We start from the raw sequence: 21,997 nt of genomic DNA, 5'->3' as shown, positions 1-21,997 counted from the left end.
AGGTTACAAAAGATAGCTAACATCACCAATCATGATAGAAATCAAAGATCTTCATAAATCCTATCGAATGGGGAGCAACTCCCTTCATGTGCTGAAAGGGATAAATTTTAAAGTGGACGATGGCGAACTGGTTGCCATCATGGGGTCCTCAGGATCGGGAAAATCCACTTTACTCAATATTTTGGGGATGTTGGACGGAGCCGATTCCGGAGAATATACCTTGGACAATGTGCCCATCAAAAACCTGAGCGAGACCAAAGCGGCACAATACCGAAACAAGTTTTTGGGCTTCATCTTCCAATCGTTCAATTTGATCAACTACAAAAGTGCGGTCGAAAATGTGGCCCTTCCCTTGTACTATCAAAAAGTTCCCAGAAAGGAGCGTCAGGAGAAGGCCATGAAATATTTGGACAGAGTGGGCCTGAAACCTTGGGCCACACATTTGCCCAGTGAGCTTTCTGGAGGACAAAAACAAAGGGTGGCCATAGCCAGGGCCATGGCAGCGGAACCCAAAGTGCTTTTGGCGGATGAGCCAACCGGAGCCTTGGATAGTAAAACGTCATACGAGGTCATGGACCTCATCCAAAAGATCAACGATGAGGGCAACACTATTTTGGTGGTGACCCACGAGGAGGACATTGCACATATGTGCAAACGTATTGTACACCTGAAGGATGGTGTGATCGTTGAGGACAAAAAAATTGAACAAGTAAGGGCAGAGCAGTATGTTTGATCGCGATATTTGGCAGGAAATATTCAACACGCTCAAGACCAATAAGCTAAGGACCTTTTTGACAGGGTTTTCCGTGGGGTGGGCCATATTTATTTTGGTAATGCTCTTGGCTTCGGTAAACGGCATGGAGAACGGTTTTGTGGGGCAGTTCAATGACGATGCCACCAATTCCATCTTTGTCCGGCCCGGTACCACTTCCAAGGCCTATGCAGGTTTTGAGGCCAACCGAAGGATCCAGCTCAAAAATGATGACCTAGAGTACATCAAACAAAGTTTTCCTGATGATATTGAGTACATCAGTGCCAGGTACAATGCCAATGCAACTGCAAGATATAAAAGTGAGACCGGTTCCTACTTTGTTCAGGCGACCCACCCGGACCATCAGGCCATAGAAAAGACCTTGGTGATTGCGGGACGATATGTTAACGAAGCCGATGTGGTCAACAAGGCCAAGGTGGCCGTGATCGGTAGAAAAGTAGCGGAAGATCTCTTCAAGAAAGAAGACCCTCTGGGGAAATTTGTAGAATTCAACGGTTTGCCGTTTCGGGTGATTGGGATTTTTACTGATGATGGTGATGACAATGCCGAGCGAAGGATCTATGCTCCCATAAGTACCTATCAGCGGATTTATGGCAATACAAATGATATCAACATGATTGCCCTGACCTACAATCCGACCTATGACCTTACCAAGGCATTGGAATTTTCCAGAAGGTTGGAGGACCTGATGAAGAGAAGGCATAAAATAGATCCAGAAGACCAAGCCGGACTCTATGTCTGGAACTATGCCGAGGCTTTTGAGAACATCAGCAGTTTTACGGCCGTGCTCAAAGGTATTGGTATCGGTGTGGGCTTTTTGATCCTCATATCGGGAATTGTGGGCATTGGGAACATTATGGTGTTCACGATCAAGGAACGGACCAAGGAGATCGGCGTCCGAAAGGCACTTGGTGCCAGACCTCGCCAAATCATCAATCTGGTCTTGCTGGAATCGGTGTTCATTACCTCACTTTCCGGTTTTGTGGGACTGTTTTTTGCATGGATAATCTTAGCGGCACTTGGTCCTATGTTCCAGACGCCTGCCTTTAGTAATCCATCTGTAAGTGCCTCCACGGTAATTACGGCCACCATTATATTGATAATTGCCGGGGTATTGGCCGGACTATTGCCAGCCATGAAGGCCGCCAACGTTAAGCCCATTGTTGCACTAAGTGATAAATAGTTATGTGGTTATTTGATAGGGATTTGTGGATAGAAATTTTTCATACGCTGGGCAAGAACATGTTCAGGACCTTTTTGACCATGCTTGGGGTTATCTTCGCCATGATCATTTTGGTGCTCTTATTGGGTTCGGCCAATGGGATGAGCAATGGATTTGACAAGGTTTTTTCAGGCACCGCGTCCAACAGCCTTTTTGTTTGGGGGCAACAGACATCGGAGCCCTACAAAGGATTTGAAAGGGGGAGGAGGATCCGTTATAAAATTGAGGATGCCGATATATTAAAAAGACAGATTCCTGAAATCGAGGTATTGGCGCCAAGGATCGAACTTGCGGGCCACAGTGATATAGTGACCGTGTACCGTAATGGAAGGACAAGCGGTTCCGCAGTCTATGGGGACTATCCGGAAATAGACGATATCACCAAGAAGAAATTGGTGGAGGGCAGGTTCCTGAACCAGACCGATATCGATCACTCCAAAAAAGTATGTGTCATCGGAGAGGAGACCTATAAACTCCTTTTTGAAAAAGGGGAAAAGGCCATTGGTCAGGACATCCGAATCAATGGGGTCTATTTTTCCGTAGTGGGTATGTACAAGCCCAACAACAACATCAACATCGATGGGGAAAATGCCGTTTTCATCCCCTTTACCACCTTTCAGAAAGCATTTAATTCTGGAGATCGTATGGGGTGGATGGCCATAGCGGTGGAACCCAATACCCAAGTGGCCGTTGTCGAAAGGCAGATCAAGGACATCCTAAAAGCCAAATACGATATCCATCCAAATGATGAACGAGCCATAGGCAGTTTTGACATGTCGGAGATATTCAACAATATCAGTGCCTTCACCACAGTACTGCAAGGATTTTCCTTTTTCGTGGGCATCTTTACGCTCTTGGCGGGGGTGATTGCCATCAGTAACATCCTTTTGATCACCGTAAAGGAAAGGACGCAGGAAATAGGGGTAAGAAGGGCATTGGGGGCCACACCCAAAATAGTGAAACGCCAAATCGTACTGGAAGCCATCGTATTGACGGCATTTGCAGGTTTGGTAGGATTTGCGGTGTCCGTCGGGATATTGTCCATCATGAACTCCATGTGGGGCAGTGGGGAAGATTTTCCCTTCGTGAACCCCATGATCAGTATTCCCCAGTTCATCATATCATTTTTACTGATGGTGGGCCTTAGTGTGCTCATCGGGCTCTTGCCAGCCAACAGGGCCGTAAAGATCAGACCCATAGAAGCATTGAGAGAAGAATAGAACAATCAACACAAATAAATAACGAAATCAAATAAGCAATAATGAACAAGTATGTAAAGTACGCATTGATCGGAGCGGTGGTCGTAGGAATAATGGCCGCCATTGTCTACTTTCTAAAACAGAACAGTACACCTGTGGAACTCTATAAGACGGAGACTGCCGAACGTAAGGACATTATCAACAAGGTGATTGTTACGGGAAAGGTGATCCCAGAGGATGAGATCAACATAAAGCCCCAAATATCAGGGATCATAGACAAGATTCTTTTGGAAGAAGGGGTGCAGGTAAAGGCAGGAGATCTTATTGCGGTCATCAAGGTGGTGCCCAACGAACAGTCGTTGAACCAAGCGGCCGGAAGGGTGCGCACCGCGGAACTGTCTTTGAACAACACCAAGATAGAGTATGACAGGAACAAGTCCCTTTTTGACAAAGGGGTAATCTCCAGTCAAGATTTCAACACCTTGAAGTTGAGCTATGACCAAGCCGTTCAGGAACTGAAAAATGCCCAGGCCGATTACCAGATCATCCGAAAAGGATCTGCAGGGGGCTCTGTGAGTGCCAACACGAACATCACTGCTACTGTATCCGGGACTATTCTTGAAATCCCTGTAAAAGAAGGAGATCAGGTGATCCAAAGTAACAACTTCAACGAAGGTACCACCATCGCCACCATTGCGGACATGAGCAGAATGATCTTTGAAGGGGAAGTGGACGAGGCCGAAGTGGGCAAATTGAGCGTGGGAATGCCCTTGGAAATCAGTTTGGGAGCTTTGGAATCACAAAAGTTTGATGCCAAGTTGAAGTTCATCGCGCCAAAAGGTGTAGAGGAAGAAGGAGCTGTGCAGTTCAAGATAGAAGGTGATCTTTCCATTCCGGATAGCACGGCCTATGTGCGTGCCGGATACAGTGCCAATGCCTCTATCGTCCTCGAAGAGAAAAAAGATGTGCTCTCCATCAAAGAAGCCCTTTTGCAATTCGATAAGGATACCGAAAAACCCTATGTGGAAGTGCAGGTCGCCGAGAACAAATTTGAGCGTAAGGAGCTTGAGTTGGGGGTCAGTGACGGAATCGATGTGGAAGTTGTGTCTGGTATTGACGAAGATGCCAAGATCAAGGTATGGAACAAGTTGGAGAAGAAATCTGACGACGTCAATTGATGACCATCCATCAAAATAGTGAACAAACGAAAATCAAAAAACGAATGAAAAGAATCATAACGACACTACTGTTGTTCACCGTTCTTATGTCCAGTGCGCAAGTGCGCAGATGGACCCTTCAGGAATGTGTGGAGTATGCAGTGGAGCACAATTTGACCATAGAACAGTTCGAACTTGACCTGGAAAATTCAAAGATCGACAAGTCCGATGCCTTGGGGAATTTCCTTCCTACTTTGAGTGGATTGGCATCAGCATCGAGCAATACCGGTTTTTCCATCAACCCTACGAACAACTTGCCCACGAACAGCACAGCTTTCAACGTGAATGCAAGTTTGACGTCCAACGTTACATTGTTCGATGGTCTTCGGAATGTGTACCAAATGAACCGTGCCAAGATGAACGCCATTGCCAACCAGTACCGTCTGGACAATCTAAAGGACGATATCCGGTTGAACGTGGCCAATGCCTATCTGCAAGTACTCTCTGGAAAAGAGCAGTTGAAGACCTTCAGGGCACAATATGCCGTGACCGAGCAGGATATGAAGCGTACCAAGGAATTGGTGGAGTCCGGGGTGTTGCCAAGGGGTGACCTGTTGGAGATCGAGGCCACGGCCGCCAATCAGCAACAACAGATCGTCAATGGGGAGGCCACGGTCTTGATTGCCCGTGTGAACCTTGCACAATTGTTGCAGATCACCGATTATGTGAATTTTGATATAGCGGAGCAAGAGTTTGATATTCCACCTTCGGATATCCTACAAAATTCTGCAAAGGTCATTTTTGACAAGGCATTGACGTTCAGGAACGACATCAAGTTCTCCGAATCCAATGTGGAATTGGCCAAAGAGGACCTCAAAATTGCCAAAGGGGCCTACTTGCCCACCCTTGGGGCCTTTTTTCAATATGGGACAAGGTATTCCGATGTGACCCAGATCCCAGATGGGAACGGAGGGGTCTATACCCCAAATTTCACCGATCAGTTGTGGATCTTTGACGGTATCAGCTATGGAGCCCAATTGAACATTCCTATTTTTAATGGATGGACCACGAAGAACAATGTAAAACGTTCCACGATCAGCTTGGAAAAGGCAAAATTGCAATTGGAGCAGGACAAGTTGGCCCTTGAAAACACTATCCAACAAGCTTATGTGGATGTCAGCACTTTTGAAAAGGCCTACGAAGCGGCACTAAAGACCTTGGAAGCACGTACTTTGGCCCTGGATTACGCCAAGGAGCGTTATGACAATGGGTTGATGAACGCTTTCGATTTCGGTCAGGCGCAGGCCAGGGTGGACAACGCGCAGGCCGATGTGATCCGTACCAAGTACGATTACATCTTCAGACTGAAAATTTTGGAGTTCTATTTTGGTATGCCCATTACCCTAAACTAGTATCTTTGTGGCCGCTATGGCCATCATACTCAATTTAGAAACAGCTACCACCAATTGCTCCGTGAGCATTTCCAAAGGGAATGAGATTATTTCCCTGAAAGAGAACAATGCGGTGGACTATTCCCATTCGGAACAATTACACGTATATATCAAAGAAGCCTTGGAAGAGGCTTCTTTGTCATTTTCAGACCTTGATGCCGTGGCCATCAGCAAAGGTCCAGGGTCTTATACCGGCCTTCGGATCGGGGTGTCGTCCGCCAAGGGCCTTTGTTTCTCTTTGGGACTGCCCCTGATTTCCGTACCCACTCTGCAGAGCATGGCCTTTCAGGTGAAACTGCAAAAAGGGGAATTGGCGATACCGGTGCTCGATGCAAGACGGATGGAGGTCTATTCCTGTGTGTACGGTGAGAATTATGAAGAAGTTAGGGAGACGCGAGCAGAAATCATTACTGAAAGCTCATTTGCGGATTTTGTGTCGGACAGAAAAGTGTTCGTTATGGGCAGTGGAGCCCAAAAGTGCAAAGAGGTATTACAACACCCCAACTTTTATTTTGATGGGGAAATAGTCCCATCCGCAAAGCAGATGGGACCTATAGCTTACCAAAAATATCAGGCGGGACAGTTTGAGGATGTGGCCTATTTTGAGCCATACTACCTAAAGGACTTTGTCCTGCAGACCAAGAAAAAATCCTAATCTACCTTTACCTTGTGCATGACCCTTTGTGGGAAAGGGATTTCTATTCCAGCAGCATCAAATTGCAACTTGGCCTGTTCGATCACATAAAAATGCGCCGCCCAGAACACATCGTTGTTCGCCCAAAAGCGTAGGGTAAGGTTCACCGAGCTATCGGCCAGTTCGCCCACATACACTTCAGGGGCGGGTTCCGTGTTGATGCTGGGATTGTCCGCACAGATTTTGAGCAATATTTCTTTGGCTTCCTTGATGTTGGACCCATATCCAATACCAATGTCTATCTTGTCCCTTCGGGTATCTTCCATGTTAAAGTTCACGATGTTCCCGTTGGACAATTGGCCATTCGGGATGATGGCGATCTGGTTGCCAAAAGTGCTCAGTTTGGTATTGAAAATGGAAATTTCCCTTACGGTCCCATCAATGCCTTGGGCGGATATGAAGTCCCCCACCTTGAATGGTTTGAAGATCAAAATGAGCACACCCCCGGCAAAGTTGCCCAATGATCCCTGAAGGGCCAGGCCAATGGCCAAACCAGCGGCGCCCACTAAGGCTACCAAGGATGAGGTCTTGACGCCCAATTGGGTCACCACTAGCACAAACAGGAGGAATTTCAAAGTGATGCTGATAAAACTTTGTAGAAAGGATTCTAAGGTTTGATCATATTCTTTCTTGTCAAAAAAGCGTTTTACAAGCTTGTTGATGAACCTGATGACCCAAAGACCGACAAAAAAAATGATAATGGCCATGACAATGTTGGGAATCATGCTCAGGGCCCATTCAATGGCTTTGTCTGCGTACTCTTGGTAATTTTCCAATTCTTTCATAATGGTTTTTTGTTTTTGAAATGCTAAATGAATGATTATAAAATTAAAGCGTGAACACGAGGTGTTCAACGGATTTTACGTATTTCTTGCCAGACTTCGTCAGGCGTGGCAACGGGAAGCTTGCAGGCACCTTCGATGCACACATAGGCCAAGGTCTTGTTCGTTACAAATCTGTTTTTCAATAGGTCGATGTGGCCCTCTTCTTCACAACCTGCCATGAAACTGTTCGGGACATATCTTTTTCCGATGTCGAGCCCCATTGCCTGATAATCCTTGCCCACTATGGCAATCTCATAAAAATCCAAGTGGTGGAAAAGCACCAGATGGAGCCAATTGGAAAATCCGTGTGCACTCCGTGAAAAATCCTTCTGCACATTTTTGAGCATCTGTTTGGCCAAATCCCCATAACCTTCACTTGGAAAGATCTTCTGCATTTTGAACAGATTATGGGCCATGATGGAGTTGGAGGAGGAAATTACATTATCATTGGTCTCGATACTTCTTCGGATGAGCGATCGGTCCATGTCCGAAGTATAAAAGAACATTCCTGAGTCCCCATCAAAAAAATGGAGGCGGGCGTGTTCCAATAGATTTTTGCCCAAATTGAGCCATTTTTCATCAAAAGTGACCTCATACAGGGCAAAAAAAGCCTCGATCATGATGGCATAATCCTCCAAAAAGGCGTTGATGGTGCTCTTTCCGTTCTTGTGGTTCCGGTACAGGGAAAAATCTTCCTTGATCATCTCCCGTTCCAAAAACTGGGCATTTTTGAGCGCCAGCTCCAAATAGTCCTTGTTGCCAAGATACCTGAAGGCATCCACAAGGCCCTTCAGCATCAACCCATTCCATGAGGTGAGGATCTTGTCGTCCAATCGGGGCCTGGAACGTTTGGCCCTTTCTTTTTTCAAAAGGGAGAGGGCGTCCTTTATCCGCTTTTTCAGGTCGGAAATGGAAATCCCATGCTTTTTGGCAATTTCTTCATCGGACTTGTCCCGGATCAGCACATAGTTTTCTTCTTCCCAAAGGCCATAGGAATTGATGTTGAAATAGTCCTGAAAAAGGTCAAGATCGGTTCCCAAAAACTCGGTGAGTTCCTCTTTTGTCCACACATAAAAGGCACCTTCTTTCAGTTCCCTATTTTTATCCAAGCTATCCGCATCCAAGGAAGAGTAAAAACCACCGTTGTTGTCCATGAGTTCCTCGGTCACAAAGGTGATTGTTCCTTCGACCACTTCTTTGTAGGTTTCATTCTTGGCGGCTGCGTAGGCCTTGGCATAGAGACTTGTCAACTGTCCGTTGTCGTAGAGCATTTTTTCAAAATGGGGCACGTGCCATTTGATGTCCACAGCATATCGTGAAAACCCACCGCCCACATGGTCATAGACTCCACCATAGGCCATTCGGGTAAGGGTCGTGTCCACAAACTCGAGCAGCTCGGATTTGTTGGTGGCCGTGCCGTAGTGCAATAAAAAGTCCCAGTGGTTGGGCATCATGAATTTGGGTGCGCGCTTGTGTCCGCCCAAGAAAGTGTCAAAATGGTTGGACCAATTTTGGATGGCACCCTCCAATTGTTCCAAAGAGAACAGTTCCGTGTCCTTTGATGGCTCCACCAAGTTGATGGCGTGCAGCCCATTGGCAAGGTCGGCCGCATACTGTGTGACCCTGGCCTTGTCCGTGCGGTAGAGTTCGTTCAGTTGTTGCAGAACGTTGGTCCAACCGTCCTTGGGAAGATAGGTGCCCCCCCAGAAGGGTCTGCCATCGGGGAGGGCAACGATATTAAGGGGCCAGCCTCCTTGTCCCGAGATCATTTGGATGGCATCCATGTAGATTTGGTCCACATCGGGCCGTTCCTCGCGGTCAATTTTGATATTGATGAAATTTCCGTTCATCACTTTGGCCACATCTTCGTTTTCGAAGCACTCTTTTTCCATCACATGGCACCAGTGGCAGGCAGCATACCCTATGCTGATGACGAGAAGCTTGTCCTCCCTTTGTGCACGTTCCAGGACCTCTGGCCCCCATGCCTCCCAGTTCACGGGATTGTGGGCATGCTGCAAAAGATAAGGGCTGGTCTCGTGGATGAGGGCATTGGTGTGTTTGTGGGCCACGCTGCTTGTTTTGAGATTTAAAATTTCTGTGTTTAGGTAAATGGTTTTTGGACATAAAAAAAGCGTCCTAGTTTTAGGACGCATTCATTTTGTCGGGACTAGGTCATTTCACTTCAAAAGTGATCTTGACGTTGACCCTGTAATCATCGATCTTGCCATCCTTTACGGTGGCACTTTGCTCGTTCACATATACCGAACGGATGTTCTTTACGGATTTTGAGGCCTGCTCCAATGCGTTTTTTGTTGCTTCTTCCCAACTCACGCTAGAGTTTGCCAATACTTCGATAACTTTTAAAACTGCCATGGTCAATGTTTTTTAATTTCCTTCAAGTTACCAAATTTTGACCACAATAGGGCAAGGAAATCCCTTAAAATTAGCCATTCAGGGCCACTACTTCCCGCACTTTGTCGCCCATCATGTTCTTGAGCATGGTCTCGATGCCGTTCTTCAGCGTAAAGGTGGATGAGGGGCAGCCACTGCAAGCCCCTTGGAGGATGACACTCACGGTGCCGCTGGCCTCCTCGTAGGATTGGAACATGATATTGCCACCATCACTGGCCACTGCGGGTTTCACATATTCTTCCAAAATGTCGATGATCTGTTGGGAAGTATCATCGTATTGGGATTGCGTTTGGTTTTCGGTGGCCGTTTCCTTGGTCTTTTGGATAGCCTCTGCGGACACCACCTCTTTTCCATCCCCCAAAAAGTCCCGGATGAACTCGCGCAACTGCATGTTGATCTCCTCCCAATCGGCCACCTCATATTTCGTCACCGAAACATAGTTTTCATCAAAGAACACTTCCTTGACGAACGGAAAATGGAATAGGGCCTTGGCCAATGGGGAATCTTTGGCCTCATCGATGTTCTTGAACTCAAAGACCGTGGGTACAATGCGCTTGTTGCATACAAACTTCATCACGGACGGGTTTGGCGTTACTTCGGCATAGACCGAAACGGGTTGTTTCTTTTGGTCCTGTTCCTCATGCACAATGGGTTCCCCGGCATTCAGGTATTCCACCAATTGCTGGGCCACATCGTCCTTCACATCTTGCCAATCCACGATATCAAATCGTTCCAAGGCTATAAAATTGCTGGCGATATAGACCGTTTTGATGAACGGCAGGTAGAAAAGCTGTTGGGCCAACGGTGAGTTCTTGGCCTCGTCAATGTTTTTATATTCGTAGTTGCCCTTGACCAAAAAATGATTGGCCTCCAATTTGATGATCTTTGGATTGTTTGTGGCAACAATGGTGATGTTGTATTCTTTCATGGCAAATATTTCCTGCAAAAATACCAATAGTTGGGATGCGCTGCAAGAATATATAATAATGTATCTTATCGTCCGTTATCTAAATGTTTGATTCTATATAAATCACACCTATAGCCCCTATCGTCAGATGAGACGCAGCCTAACCTCGATTATCATAGCCCTTCTTTTTGGCAGTATGGCCAAGGCCCAAGAAGGAATCCCGGTATATTTTGATTACCTGGCGGATAACTATTATCTGGTATATCCGTCCATGGCAGGGATTGGTGAGGGCACCAAAATACGTCTTACCGCAAGAAAACAATGGTTCAATGTGGATGAGGCGCCCAGTCTTCAAACCTTCAATATCAATTCTAGGGTAGGGGAACGCAGCGGTATTGGCGCCATCCTTTTCAATGATTCCAACGGATACCATTCCCAAACAGGGTTCAAGGGAACCTACGCCCATCATTTGCAGATGGGTGGCGATTTCAGGACCCTGAACCAATTGTCCTTTGGATTGAGTGCAGGGGTGATCTTGAGCAGTCTGGACGAGACCGAATTCCGCTCCATCATCCCCGATCCAGCAGTGACAGGGGTGAAGAACACGGTAAGTTATTTCAATGTGGACCTGGGAGCGTCTTATAATTTCTTGGAGTTTTATGCGCATGCCGCCATTTTGAACCTTTTGGGCAGTGGTCGCGACCTGTATAGTGCAGTAGAAATAGATAACATTAGGAGGTACCTGCTCTCCGCTGGATATGTGTTTGGACGGAGCACAAGGGTGGAACCTTCCATTTTGTTCCAGATGACCGATTATACCAAGGAAAAAACAGTAGATCTCAACGCAAAAGTGTACAAGGATGTAAGCTTTGGTACGGTTTGGGCAGGATTGTCCTACCGTAGAAGTTTCGATGGTGCACAGTTCCAGTCCAATGGAACTTTTGGGGAGCAACGGTTACAGTTGTTCACGCCCATCATCGGCGTTAATGTGAACCGTTTTCTGTTTTCCTATAACTATTCCTACCAATCCGGGGATATCCGTTTTGACAATGGCGGGTTCCACCAGATCACCTTGGGATACGATTTTGGACAGAGCGATCAGGGCAAGCGTTACGATTGTTACTGCCCCGCGGCCAACAATTAGTAGTGTCCCGACCAAATGCCAGTTCGAGTTGTCATCCTGAGCGCAGTCGAAGGAACAGTCGAGAACTGCACGTGGCATCTCGACTGCTCTCGATGTGACAAGTGTCGGGAATTTTGTTCCTAATCCCACTTCATATTTTTATGGGAAGCCTGTGCCTTGATGGCCGATAGCATGGCATTTTCCAGTTCCCCTTTTTCCTGTTTCTGGCTTTGGGCGATGTAAGCCTCACGCTTTGCGTTCAACTCCTGGATTTCCTTTTGGATTTTTTCACGCTCCGCTTTTTTGTCGTCAACATAGGCCTTGATCTCACTTTTGGACTTTCCTTGGAGTTCTTTCGGCAGGTCCTGTTCCTTTAGGCGGGTAAGCACGGCCTCATCGTCCTCAACGGCATCCACGAGGTCCCACTGTGTGTTTTTGTACAAGCGTGAACTCTTGCTCACGGCCCGTTTTACCACCACCACCTCTTCCAGTTCGGCCGCATTGCTGTCCTGTGCGCTCTGCAGGGCCTTTTTCTCATACCCCATAGAACCATAAGAAACATAGGTGTTGTTCAACTTTGAATTCAGTTTGATGATGACATCGTCATAGGGTGTATTGATGTGCACGATCTGTTGGTTGTGGTCAATGGCCATATATTCCCCTCCGGTCAAAGAGGCGCCGCTTTTCCAATCGGTATTGATGCCCTGCTGAAAATTGCCACAGAAGATGGTGTTCACGATCACATCCTTTTCCTTGGCATTGGCCGCTGCGTCCCTATAATTCAATTTGCCTTGGGTGAAGGGTTCGTTCCCTGCGATAAAGATCATTTTAAGATCATCCGCGTTCTTGCCCCAATCCAATTGTTTCAGTGAAGTTTGGATGACCTCTCCGCAGTATTCCTCACCGCCGTTGGTGGTCAGGGAGAAGAGTTTTTCTGAAATTTCATCCAGATCGTCCGAAAACCCCAAAACCTGACGGATGTACCCCTCCCGCGAAGAAAGATTGTCGTTTCCATATTCATAAAGCGCAATTTGGAGCATGGGTCGGGTGTCGTTGCCACATTTGGCGTGGGTAAACTCGTTCACAATGTCCCACAACTGGGCTTTTGCCTGATTGATAAGTCCGTCCATACTGTTACTGGTATCCAGCAACAGGGCGATCTTTACAAAATGCTTGCTTGGTTTTTCCACAATGGATTGGGTCACCAACACCGTATTTTCTTTTTTCTGGGCTTTAAGGTTGCAACCATAACTGGCGCCGGTGGCCATAAGTGCGAATGCTGTGCCCAATACTTTATTCAAATGTTTCATGATGCAATGTTTTTAAATGATGGCCTAAAAGTAGGAGCATCTTTTTGCACTAAAAACCGAGAATGAGGCAAGTGGCATCCGGAATGAGCCAACGGACCGAATGGCTTTGTAAAGGGGTAAAATCGAGGTGTATTTGGACCCTTTTCCCTGAAAATGCATTTTTTAATACGCTTGGGATGAACTAAGTTTACTTCAATTATGAGCAAAAGGTTATACATATTCATCCTCTTATTGATGATCGGCCTGACCGCTATGTCCCAAGTAGGGCAGCCCAGTGGTGAGGTGGAGATCAAGGGCTCTGTGAAGGGCAAGGAAAACTATACCCCCATTTCTGGGGTAGAGGTGTCCACGGACAGGGGGAGATATACCAGGACCAATAGTCTGGGGGAGTTCAGGATCAGGGCTTCCATTGGGGACCTGCTCATTTTTGAAAGCCCGGAGATCGAAACCGTGCGGCACAGGATCACTTCCGGTGAAGATGTGGATGTTTTGGTGGAAGGCTATGGAAGGGCAAGCTCCAAAAAGAAGGAAAGTGCATCTGCCAGATCACGGAGTGTGGCGCTGGACCATCAACGACTGCTGGACTCTGCGAACTTCTACAAAAAAAACAGTCTGGAAAAAAGTATCGATTTTGTGGCCCAATCCATGGAGCCGTTGGGAACATCGGGCAACAAACGGGAACTCGCCCAATCGCTGAGGACTTTGGGTGAAATCTACCTGTACCACAAGCAATACGATCTGGCCATCGACAATTTTAAGGATGCCCTATCGGCCACGGAATCCAACCGGACCAAATTGGTATTGGGGCAGGCCTATACCTTGAATGGGGAACATGATCTGGCCATTAGGACCCTCACCTCCTTGATCGATGAAAAAAATATGGTGCCCTACCAACGTGTGGAACTCTTCGAGGCCCTTGGGGATGCCAGTAAGGGTCTGGGAAAAATAAAAGAGGCCCAGGGATATTACAACCAAGGTTTGATGATTGCCGAAAAGAACCAGATTTCCCCAAAGATCATCGACCTGAATTCCAAAATGGCAGATGCCTTTGCCAGTGAGGATAGAGAGGTGGAGGCCGAAGGATTTTATCGAAACTCGTTGGACCTGTCCAAAAAAGTCGCACCTGAACGTTTGATCCAGGAAAGTGAACGGGTGGCGGATTATTACAATCAAAAGAGCCGGTACAATGACGAGATCCAGCAGCGGAAGAAAAGCCTGAACGAACTCAAACAACTTTCTCCCCCAAGCGTACCTCGGGAAAGCAAGGGCGTATCCGGCACCGACACCATTACCTCTCAAAAGATCAACTACAAAATAGCCAGTGCCTACATTGCCCAGGACAAGTTGGACGAGGCCATTCCCTACCTTGAAAAAAGTATTGTGGAAGCCGACAAGGACGATGACCTGGTCATCCAGAAAGATGCCACCCGCAAACTTTCGGAAGTGTACCGCAACAAGGGAGATTTCACCAAGGCTTTGGAATCCTATCAAGATTATGTGGCCGTGGTGGACAGCCTATACGTGCGAAAGGAGCAGGAAATTTCTAGGGCAGCTCGGTTCAATCGCGATATTGCCAATACACAGAACCGTATTTCGAGTTTGGAGCAGGAACGGGAACTTTCACAGAGCAAGTACAGCTTGGCCGTGACCGAACAACAATTGTACGAGGAGACCAGTAAACGCCAGAAATGGATCATCTATTCCCTTGGTTTTGGGGTATTGCTGATGGCCTTCACTGCCTTTTTGTACTACAGGAGCAACCGTCAGCAGAAATTGGCCAACAACTTGCTGGCACTCAAATCGCTCCGTACCCAAATGAACCCGCACTTTATTTTCAATGCGCTCAACTCGGTGAACAACTTCATCGCCAAGAGCGACGAGCGCAGTGCCAACCGATTTTTGAGCGAATTCTCCGTGCTGATGCGCAGTGTGCTGGAAAACTCGGAAGAAGACTTCATACCCCTTGCCAAGGAGCTGGACCTTCTGGAACTGTACGTGAAACTGGAACACTCCCGCTTTGCGGACAAGTTCGATTATGAGATCAATGTGGACCAAAAAATCGACATCGATGCCTATCAGATTCCGCCCATGTTGCTCCAACCCTATATCGAAAACGCCATTTGGCATGGACTGCGCTATAGGGAAACGAAAGGCTTTTTGAAGATAGAGGTAGGTCAGGTCACGGAAAATATGTTGGAGATCGTGATCGTGGACAATGGCATCGGCCGCACGCAGTCCGCAGCATTGAAGACCAACAACCAGCGCAAACAAAAATCGAAAGGGATGGGCAACATCAAAAAGCGCATCCAGATCCTGAACGATATGTACAAAAACCGCGTGGACGTGTCCATAACGGACCTCAATGCGGACAGAACCGGGACCAAAGTGTCCCTTAAACTCAAAAAACAATGATGGAACTGCGAGCGATCATCGTGGAGGACGAGGCCAACAGCCGCGAGATCCTTCGGAGCTATTTGGGCAAATATTGCGAAGGGGTGCAACTTTTGGGCGAGGCGGCCAATATAGAGCAAGGGCTGGCCCTTATCCAAAAGCATACGCCGGATATCGTTTTTTTGGATGTGGAAATGCCCTTTGGCAACGCCTTCGACCTGTTGGACCAACTTCCCGAACGCAGTTTTGAGACCATTTTTGTGACCGCTTACAACCAATATGCCATGGACGCGCTGAACCACCATGCGGCCTATTATTTGATGAAGCCCATCAATATCGACGAGCTGGTCAAGGCCGTGGAGTACGTCAGGGCCATCAAGGAAAAGGAAAGCGCGTTGGAAGGGCAGGTGCTGAAGACGAAGCCCATCAAGGCAGAAGGAAAGATCACCCTTCCCCAACAGGATGGGTTCCAGATCTTGGATGTGGGCGATATTTTTTTCTGCAAAGCAGACGATAACTATACCGAAATCTATCTGGAAAAGAAGAAAATAGTGGTGAGCAAGACCTTGAAATATTTTGAGGATGCCTTGCAGCCCTATCCCTTTGCCCGCATCCATAAATCCTATCTGGTGAACGTGGCCGAAGTGGTGAAATACAAAAAAGGAAAGGGCGGTAGCGTGATCCTCTCCAACGGCAAGGAACTCTCCGTGTCCGCTTCCAAAAAAGCCGAACTATTGTCGTATTTTCAATAAGTGCAGGCCAAAAAGAAGAAATCCAGTCGCTATCACATCGAGCGCAGTCGAGATGTCTTCGCAGTGATGTAATTTTATAAAATCAAACAAAATAATTATGATCATCAAATCCGTTAGAGGCATATCCCCGGTCATTGGAAACGATTGTTTTATTGCAGAAAACGCCACCATCGTGGGCGAGGTCACCATGGGCGATCAATGTAGCGTTTGGTTCAATGCCGTGCTGCGTGGCGATGTGCATTTCATCAAAATGGGCAACAAGGTGAACGTGCAGGATGGGGCCGTGATCCACTGTACCTATCAAAAATCGCCAACCACTATAGGGAACAATGTCTCCATAGGCCACAATGCCATCGTGCACGGATGTACCATAAAGGACAATGTGCTCGTGGGCATGGGCAGTATCATCATGGACGACTGTGTGGTGGAGAGCAATTCCATCATAGCCGCAGGGGCCGTGGTCACCAAGGGCACCCATGTGGAGGCCAACAGTATCTATGCCGGTATGCCGGCCAAGAAGATCAAGGACATCAGCCCCGAGCTCAGTTCGGGGGAAATAGACCGCATCGCCAACAACTATATAAAATATGCCAGTTGGTTCAAGGAAGATTGACCGGGTCTGCAATCCGATACCGAACCATCCAATAATCCGACCATCTAACGATCCAATCCTCCAAATTATCCCTATTTTTGTCCCACTCAAAAAAACTCGAACACGATGAACGCATATATTTTCCCCGGACAAGGCGCACAGTTTACAGGTATGGGCCTGGACCTTTACGAAAACCACACCCTGGCACAGGAACTGTTTGAAAAGGCCAATGATATCCTTGGTTTTTCCATCACCGATATCATGTTCGAGGGCACGGCCGAAGACCTGAAGCAGACCAAAGTGACCCAACCGGCCATTTTTCTGCACTCCGTGATCTTGGGCAAGGTGCTTGGGGAAAATTTTAGACCGGATATGGTGGCCGGACATTCCTTGGGCGAGTTTTCCGCTTTGGTGGCCAACGGCACCCTCAATTTTGAGGACGGATTGAAACTGGTCTCCCAACGGGCCTTGGCCATGCAGAAGGCCTGTGAGATCAAACCCAGTACCATGGCGGCCGTTTTGGGGTTGGATGATGCGATAGTGGAAGACACATGTGCCGGAGTGGAAGGGATCGTGGTTCCCGCCAATTACAACTGTCCCGGACAGTTGGTCATTTCCGGAGAGGTGGATGCCGTGAACATCGCCTGCGAAAAACTGAAGGAAGCTGGAGCAAAAAGGGCCCTTTTGTTGCCCGTTGGTGGAGCGTTCCATTCCCCGTTGATGGAACCGGCCCGCGAAGAACTTGCTGCGGCCATTGAGGCCACCCAGTTCAACGTGCCCAGCTGCCCTATTTACCAAAACGTGACCACCACGGCCGTTTCCAATGCCGATGCCATCAAGAAGAACCTGATCCTGCAACTCACAGCCCCCGTAAAATGGACCCAGAGCGTACAGCAAATGGTGAAGGACGGCGCAACTTCCTTTGTGGAAGTGGGGCCGGGCAAGGTGCTCCAGGGCTTGGTGAAAAAGATAAGTCCAGAGGCCGAAACCAGCTCCGCGGTGGTTTAATGGACCGGGCGGACAGTTCATCCGATTAAATAGAGATTTAAACAGATTGCTTGGGGCATTCCTTGCCTTTTTTGTAATATTGACTCCTCCCAAATTACCTACACTTGCTTGGCCAATTGAACGAACCCCAAACGGATTGAATAGGCCATGTTGTCTTTGTTGAAAAAAACCGCTTCTGTATGTTTGACCCTTCTCGGTCAACGAAAATTCCTGTTCTTTTTAGGAGTACTTTGTAGTATGGGCATTGGGTATGGGCAAGAAAACTTCACAATAGTTGAGGAAGGTGGAGTGACTACCACTTCCGAAACTGGTACCACGGACACCTTCACGGTTGTTTTGGATGTCCAGCCTCTAACTGATGTGATACTTGACATAGTGTCTGAAGATACTGGTGAGGGGACTGTTGACTTATTACAATTAAACTTTACCAATGCCAATTGGAATACTCCACAGACGGTTACCGTTACAGGTATTGATGATGTAATTGTAGATGGTCCACAGACTTACAATATTACAGTCAGTGTAAATGCGGGAAGTGATCCATTGTACTTGGGTGTTTTACCCCAACAGATTTCTGTAGAAAATGCGGATGACGAAATTCCCGGTTTTACCATAACTGAATCAGATGGTTCAACGGAGACCTCTGAAGATGGCACTACCGATTCTTTTTCTATTGTTCTAGACAATGAGCCCTTGACCGATGTCATTTTGGATATAGTTTCTGGTAATATTGGTGAAGGTACAGTAGATCAGGCTCAGCTAGTATTCACACCAGGGAATTTTAATATTGCCCAGACTATTACGGTGACAGGTGTTGATGATGTCTTGGTGGATGGTCCGCAGACTTACAATATTACTGTAAGTGTAAATGCGGGTAGCAACCCATTGTTCACCGGTGTTGCTTCGCAGCTAGTTTCGGTAGAGAATGCCGATGACGAAATTCCCGGTTTTAGCATAACTGAATCAGATGGTTCAACGGAGACCTCTGAAGATGCCACTACCGATTCTTTTTCTATTGTTCTAGACAATGAGCCCTTGACCGATGTCATTTTGGATATAGTTTCTGGTGATATTGGTGAAGGTACAGTAGATTTGACTCAGCTAACATTCACTCCAGGGAATTTCAATATTGCACAGACAGTCACCGTTACAGGTGTTGATGATGTCTTGGTGGATGGTCCGCAGACTTATAATATTACGGTCAGTGTGAATGCTGGTGGCGACCCATTGTTCACCGGTGTTGCTTCGCAGCTAGTTTCGGTGGAGAATGCGGATAATGATATCCCCGTGGCAACCATTACTGCATCGGACGATACGGCTACCGAAGTTGGGGAGACCTTAGGGTCTTTTCAGGTAGCTTTGAGTGCAGTAAACAATACTGGAGCTGACATTATTGTCGCTTATAGTGTTGGGGTGGAATCTACGGCTGCGACCCCTGATGACGATTACGTTGCACTTGCGGGCAATGTTGCTATTCCAAATGGCCAAACCAGTGCGACAATACTTGTTTCCCCCAATGATGATGGTTTGACAGAATTGGATGAAACGGTTATGGTAACCTTGGAAGCAGGGTCAGGATATACAGTAGGTACACCCAGCACAGCAACGGTCACCATCATTAGCGAAGACGATGTGCAACCTTCTGGTTACGTGGTTAATATTGAAAGTGATCCCATCAATTTGGCCAACCAGAATTCAGTAAGCTTTTCGTTTACTGGAGCTCCCACTTTTTTAACTTCTTTTGATTATAGATTTACCAGTGATGGGGATGGAAACGTAGCATCGGTTGCAGGCGGTGGCGCGGTACTCCTTTCGAATAGAACGTTGAATAACATTGATTTGAGTAGTTTGCCAGATGGTATCATCACCCTTACCATGACAGTTACCAATATTTTGGGAACTGAGGGGCCCGAAACCACGGACACAGCCTTAAAGCTAACCACAATTCCTTCTGGGTATACGGCAGAAATAGACCAAGACCCCATTGACCAGACCAATGAGGACACGGTCAGTTTTACGTTTGCCAACGCTGAGCTCAATGCGACCTATAATTACACCATTAGTAGTGATGGCGGCGGAGTTCCTGTATCGGGTACAGGGCTAATAAACTCTGTTAATCAGCAAGTTGTGGGAGTCAATCTAAGTGGCTTGGGCAATGGCACCATCACCCTTTCCGTTTCCCTTTCCAATACCAACGGAGCTGGAAGTGCCGCCACGGACACGGTGACCAAAAACACCTGTTTTTCGGGAACCATGGCACCAACGCTGGACAATTCCGTGCCCATGGCCATTTGCAACAGTTTTAACCAGGATTTGGACGACTATGTCTCCAATACACCGCCAATAGGGTCCGTACTGCAATGGAGTACCAATCCGAACACCACCGTAACGGGAGATTATCTGGGTTCCAGCACCGTCAGTGCGACAGGGACCTACTACGGCTTTTTCTATGATGCCATCAACGACTGCGCCAGTAACGTACTGCAGATCACCATTACGGACTGTTCCAACGTGTGTCCCACGGCACCGTCCGCCCCACCTTTGGATGCTTCCGAACCTACCGTGTTCTGCGATGTCATCAATGTGGACCTAGACAATTATTTGACCAGTACGGTAGCACCGGCCGGGACCGTTTTGACCTGGAGTGTGGACCCCGATCCCTTGGAAACGGATGCCCACCTGATCAGCAGTAATGTTGTAGATCCCGGTTCCTATTACGGTTTTTTCTATGATGAATCCAATGGTTGCGCAAGCCCCATTCTGCAGATCACTCTGGTGCGGAATTACACCCCGGTGATCGAAGAAACCGTGGGGGATGCTGTTTGCGGAACCGATACCGCTACCTTAAGTGCCACGGCGACCGTGGAAGACGACAGTACCATCACCTATAATTGGTTCGCGGCCCCAACGGGAGGCACATCCTTGGGAACGGGCAACAGTTTTGTGACCCCACCCATCGCGGAGACCACTTCCTTTTATGTGTCCGCTTCGGCCAATGGTTGTGTTTCGGAAAGAGTGGAAGTAGTGGCGACCGTCAACGATTCGCTTTCGGCGGGCACACCGACCGATACCGTAGCATGCAATGTGCAGGGAAATGGAGGTCCAAATGTTTTGGACCTGGACACCACTTTGACAGGGGCAGATCCAGGAACTTGGGCCATAATCACCGATCCATCCAGTGGAGCATTGGTCATTACAGCTGAAAATAATGTTGATTTTGCCGGATTGCCTGTAGGAAACTATGTTTTTGAATACACCACCAGCGGTGCCGAGGCTCCTTGTACCAATGAATCGGTACAGGTAACGGTATCGGTAAGCGACTGTATGGTCGATACCGACGGTGATGGTTTGATGGACAGTGAAGAAATAGCTTTGGGCACCGATCCCAATGACCCGGATACGGATGGTGATGGCCTTACCGATGGGGAAGAAGTCCTTGTTGTGGACGACCCGACTACAACTGCTGTTCCTGAAAATGCTACAGATCCTTTGGATGCCTGCGATCCATTCTTGACACCGGATTGTAACCCCGAGGATATTGACCTGGCCATTACCAAAGAAGTGAACAGGGATGAAGTGCTTTTGAATCAGAACGTGACATTTACCATCACAGTGGAGAACACCACTATGGACAGGGTGCTGGATATTGTGGTCAGTGATGTGTTGGGCAGTGGCTTTACCCATGTGTCAGACGCACCTTCCAAAGGGACTTATGATGAAATTACAGGGGAGTGGACTATTGATGAATTGGCACCGGAAGAAATCGTTGTTCTAGAAATTATTGTGACGGTTACAACTACGGGAACCTTGCAGAACACGGCGACGCTGGTCTCTTCTTTCCCCAATGATGGTGTGGCTTCAAACAACACGGCAACGGTATCGGTTCAGGTAAACCGAAGCGATTGTGAGGATCCAGGGACCATTTGCAACATATTTTCACCCAATGGCGATGGTGTGAACGATCTTTTGACCCTGGTCGACCACACAGCATACCCAAACAATACCTTTGAAGTGTTCGACCGGTACGGGAACAGCGTTTTCCAAATGAAGGGGTATGACAGCTCATGGGACGGAACAGGGAAGAATGGAGATCTGCCCAAGGGCACCTATTTCTACATATTGGATTTAGGCGATGGTTCTGAAGTGGTCAAAGGGTGGATTCAAATTGTAAGGAAAAACTAAG

17 protein-coding genes are annotated in these 21,997 nt (G+C 47.5%); 12 read left to right on the top strand and 5 right to left on the bottom strand.

Features of this window, described 5'->3' with window-relative positions:
* The first annotated feature begins 31 nt into the window (after window positions 1-31).
* Genes DB398_RS13030 through tsaB form a run of 6 tightly spaced genes read left to right on the top strand, consistent with a single transcriptional unit; the run spans window position 32 to window position 6,456 of the window.
* Window positions 32-733, top strand: coding sequence for an ABC transporter ATP-binding protein (locus DB398_RS13030; protein WP_108424893.1), 702 nt, complete (start codon window positions 32-34; stop codon window positions 731-733).
* Window positions 726-1,955 carry an ABC transporter permease gene (locus DB398_RS13025; protein ID WP_108424892.1) on the top strand — a complete coding sequence of 410 codons (1,230 nt, stop codon included), beginning with the start codon at window positions 726-728 and terminating at the stop codon, window positions 1,953-1,955. Before DB398_RS13030 ends, DB398_RS13025 begins: the two co-directional genes overlap by 8 nt.
* Window positions 1,956-1,957: 2 nt before the next feature.
* Window positions 1,958-3,214 (top strand): ABC transporter permease, encoded by a 1,257-nt coding sequence (locus tag DB398_RS13020; protein WP_108424891.1) that lies wholly within the window; start codon window positions 1,958-1,960, stop codon window positions 3,212-3,214.
* A gap of 41 nt (window positions 3,215-3,255) precedes the next feature.
* Complete coding sequence (locus DB398_RS13015) at window positions 3,256-4,371, top strand: efflux RND transporter periplasmic adaptor subunit (protein ID WP_108424890.1); 1,116 nt, start codon at window positions 3,256-3,258, stop codon at window positions 4,369-4,371.
* A 44-nt stretch (window positions 4,372-4,415) separates the two neighbouring features.
* Window positions 4,416-5,762 carry a TolC family protein gene (locus tag DB398_RS13010; RefSeq protein ID WP_108425059.1) on the top strand — a complete coding sequence of 449 codons (1,347 nt, stop codon included), beginning with the start codon at window positions 4,416-4,418 and terminating at the stop codon, window positions 5,760-5,762.
* 16 nt (window positions 5,763-5,778) lie between these two features.
* Window positions 5,779-6,456, top strand: coding sequence for a tRNA (adenosine(37)-N6)-threonylcarbamoyltransferase complex dimerization subunit type 1 TsaB (gene tsaB, locus DB398_RS13005; RefSeq protein WP_108424889.1), 678 nt, complete (start codon window positions 5,779-5,781; stop codon window positions 6,454-6,456).
* Here the strand turns inward: tsaB and DB398_RS13000 are convergent.
* From DB398_RS13000 to DB398_RS12985, 4 genes are all read right to left on the bottom strand, one after another.
* Window positions 6,453-7,280, bottom strand: a complete 828-nt coding sequence (locus tag DB398_RS13000; RefSeq protein WP_108424888.1) for a mechanosensitive ion channel family protein — start codon at window positions 7,278-7,280, stop codon at window positions 6,453-6,455. The genes tsaB and DB398_RS13000 overlap by 4 nt on opposite strands.
* A gap of 65 nt (window positions 7,281-7,345) precedes the next feature.
* The gene (locus DB398_RS12995; RefSeq protein WP_234416276.1) at window positions 7,346-9,388 is read right to left on the bottom strand and encodes a thioredoxin domain-containing protein; all 2,043 of its coding nucleotides are present in this window, start codon (window positions 9,386-9,388) and stop codon (window positions 7,346-7,348) included.
* 103 nt (window positions 9,389-9,491) lie between these two features.
* A complete protein-coding gene (locus tag DB398_RS12990) occupies window positions 9,492-9,692 on the bottom strand; it encodes a dodecin family protein (protein WP_108424886.1) in 201 nt (66 codons plus the stop codon).
* 70 nt (window positions 9,693-9,762) lie between these two features.
* The gene (locus DB398_RS12985; RefSeq protein ID WP_108424885.1) at window positions 9,763-10,659 is read right to left on the bottom strand and encodes a NifU family protein; all 897 of its coding nucleotides are present in this window, start codon (window positions 10,657-10,659) and stop codon (window positions 9,763-9,765) included.
* Between the two features lie 127 nt (window positions 10,660-10,786).
* Here DB398_RS12985 and DB398_RS12980 point away from each other — a divergent pair, with 127 nt between their 5' ends.
* A complete protein-coding gene (locus DB398_RS12980; RefSeq protein ID WP_108424884.1) occupies window positions 10,787-11,782 on the top strand; it encodes a PorP/SprF family type IX secretion system membrane protein in 996 nt (331 codons plus the stop codon).
* A gap of 119 nt (window positions 11,783-11,901) precedes the next feature.
* Here the strand turns inward: DB398_RS12980 and DB398_RS12975 are convergent, their stop codons facing one another.
* Window positions 11,902-13,071 (bottom strand): vWA domain-containing protein, encoded by a 1,170-nt coding sequence (locus DB398_RS12975; protein ID WP_108424883.1) that lies wholly within the window; start codon window positions 13,069-13,071, stop codon window positions 11,902-11,904.
* Window positions 13,072-13,269: 198 nt separating this feature from the next.
* On the opposite strand from DB398_RS12975, the gene DB398_RS12970 reads away from it, so the two are divergent.
* The 5 genes from DB398_RS12970 to DB398_RS12950 all read left to right on the top strand — a co-directional run bounded on the left by DB398_RS12970 (window position 13,270) and on the right by DB398_RS12950 (window position 21,996).
* On the top strand, window positions 13,270-15,483 hold the full coding sequence (locus DB398_RS12970; RefSeq protein WP_108424882.1) for a tetratricopeptide repeat-containing sensor histidine kinase: 2,214 nt from the start codon (window positions 13,270-13,272) through the stop codon (window positions 15,481-15,483).
* Window positions 15,483-16,214 carry a LytR/AlgR family response regulator transcription factor gene (locus tag DB398_RS12965; RefSeq protein WP_108425058.1) on the top strand — a complete coding sequence of 244 codons (732 nt, stop codon included), beginning with the start codon at window positions 15,483-15,485 and terminating at the stop codon, window positions 16,212-16,214. The genes DB398_RS12970 and DB398_RS12965 overlap by 1 nt, the downstream gene beginning before the upstream one ends.
* A gap of 97 nt (window positions 16,215-16,311) precedes the next feature.
* Window positions 16,312-16,827, top strand: a complete 516-nt coding sequence (locus DB398_RS12960; protein ID WP_108424881.1) for a gamma carbonic anhydrase family protein — start codon at window positions 16,312-16,314, stop codon at window positions 16,825-16,827.
* A 105-nt stretch (window positions 16,828-16,932) separates the two neighbouring features.
* Window positions 16,933-17,814, top strand: coding sequence for an ACP S-malonyltransferase (gene fabD / locus DB398_RS12955; protein WP_108424880.1), 882 nt, complete (start codon window positions 16,933-16,935; stop codon window positions 17,812-17,814).
* Window positions 17,815-17,997: 183 nt separating this feature from the next.
* Entirely contained in the window at window positions 17,998-21,996 is a 3,999-nt protein-coding gene (locus tag DB398_RS12950; protein WP_159076434.1) for a T9SS type B sorting domain-containing protein, read from the top strand.
* The last annotated feature ends 1 nt before the right edge of the window (window position 21,997 follow it).

Origin of the sequence: Flagellimonas amoyensis (genome assembly GCF_003058265.1) — a bacterium.
GTDB classification, from domain to species: domain Bacteria; phylum Bacteroidota; class Bacteroidia; order Flavobacteriales; family Flavobacteriaceae; genus Flagellimonas; species Flagellimonas amoyensis.
The sequence above is the reverse complement of the archived record's forward strand: the minus strand, read 5'-3'. Positions and strand labels throughout refer to the sequence as shown.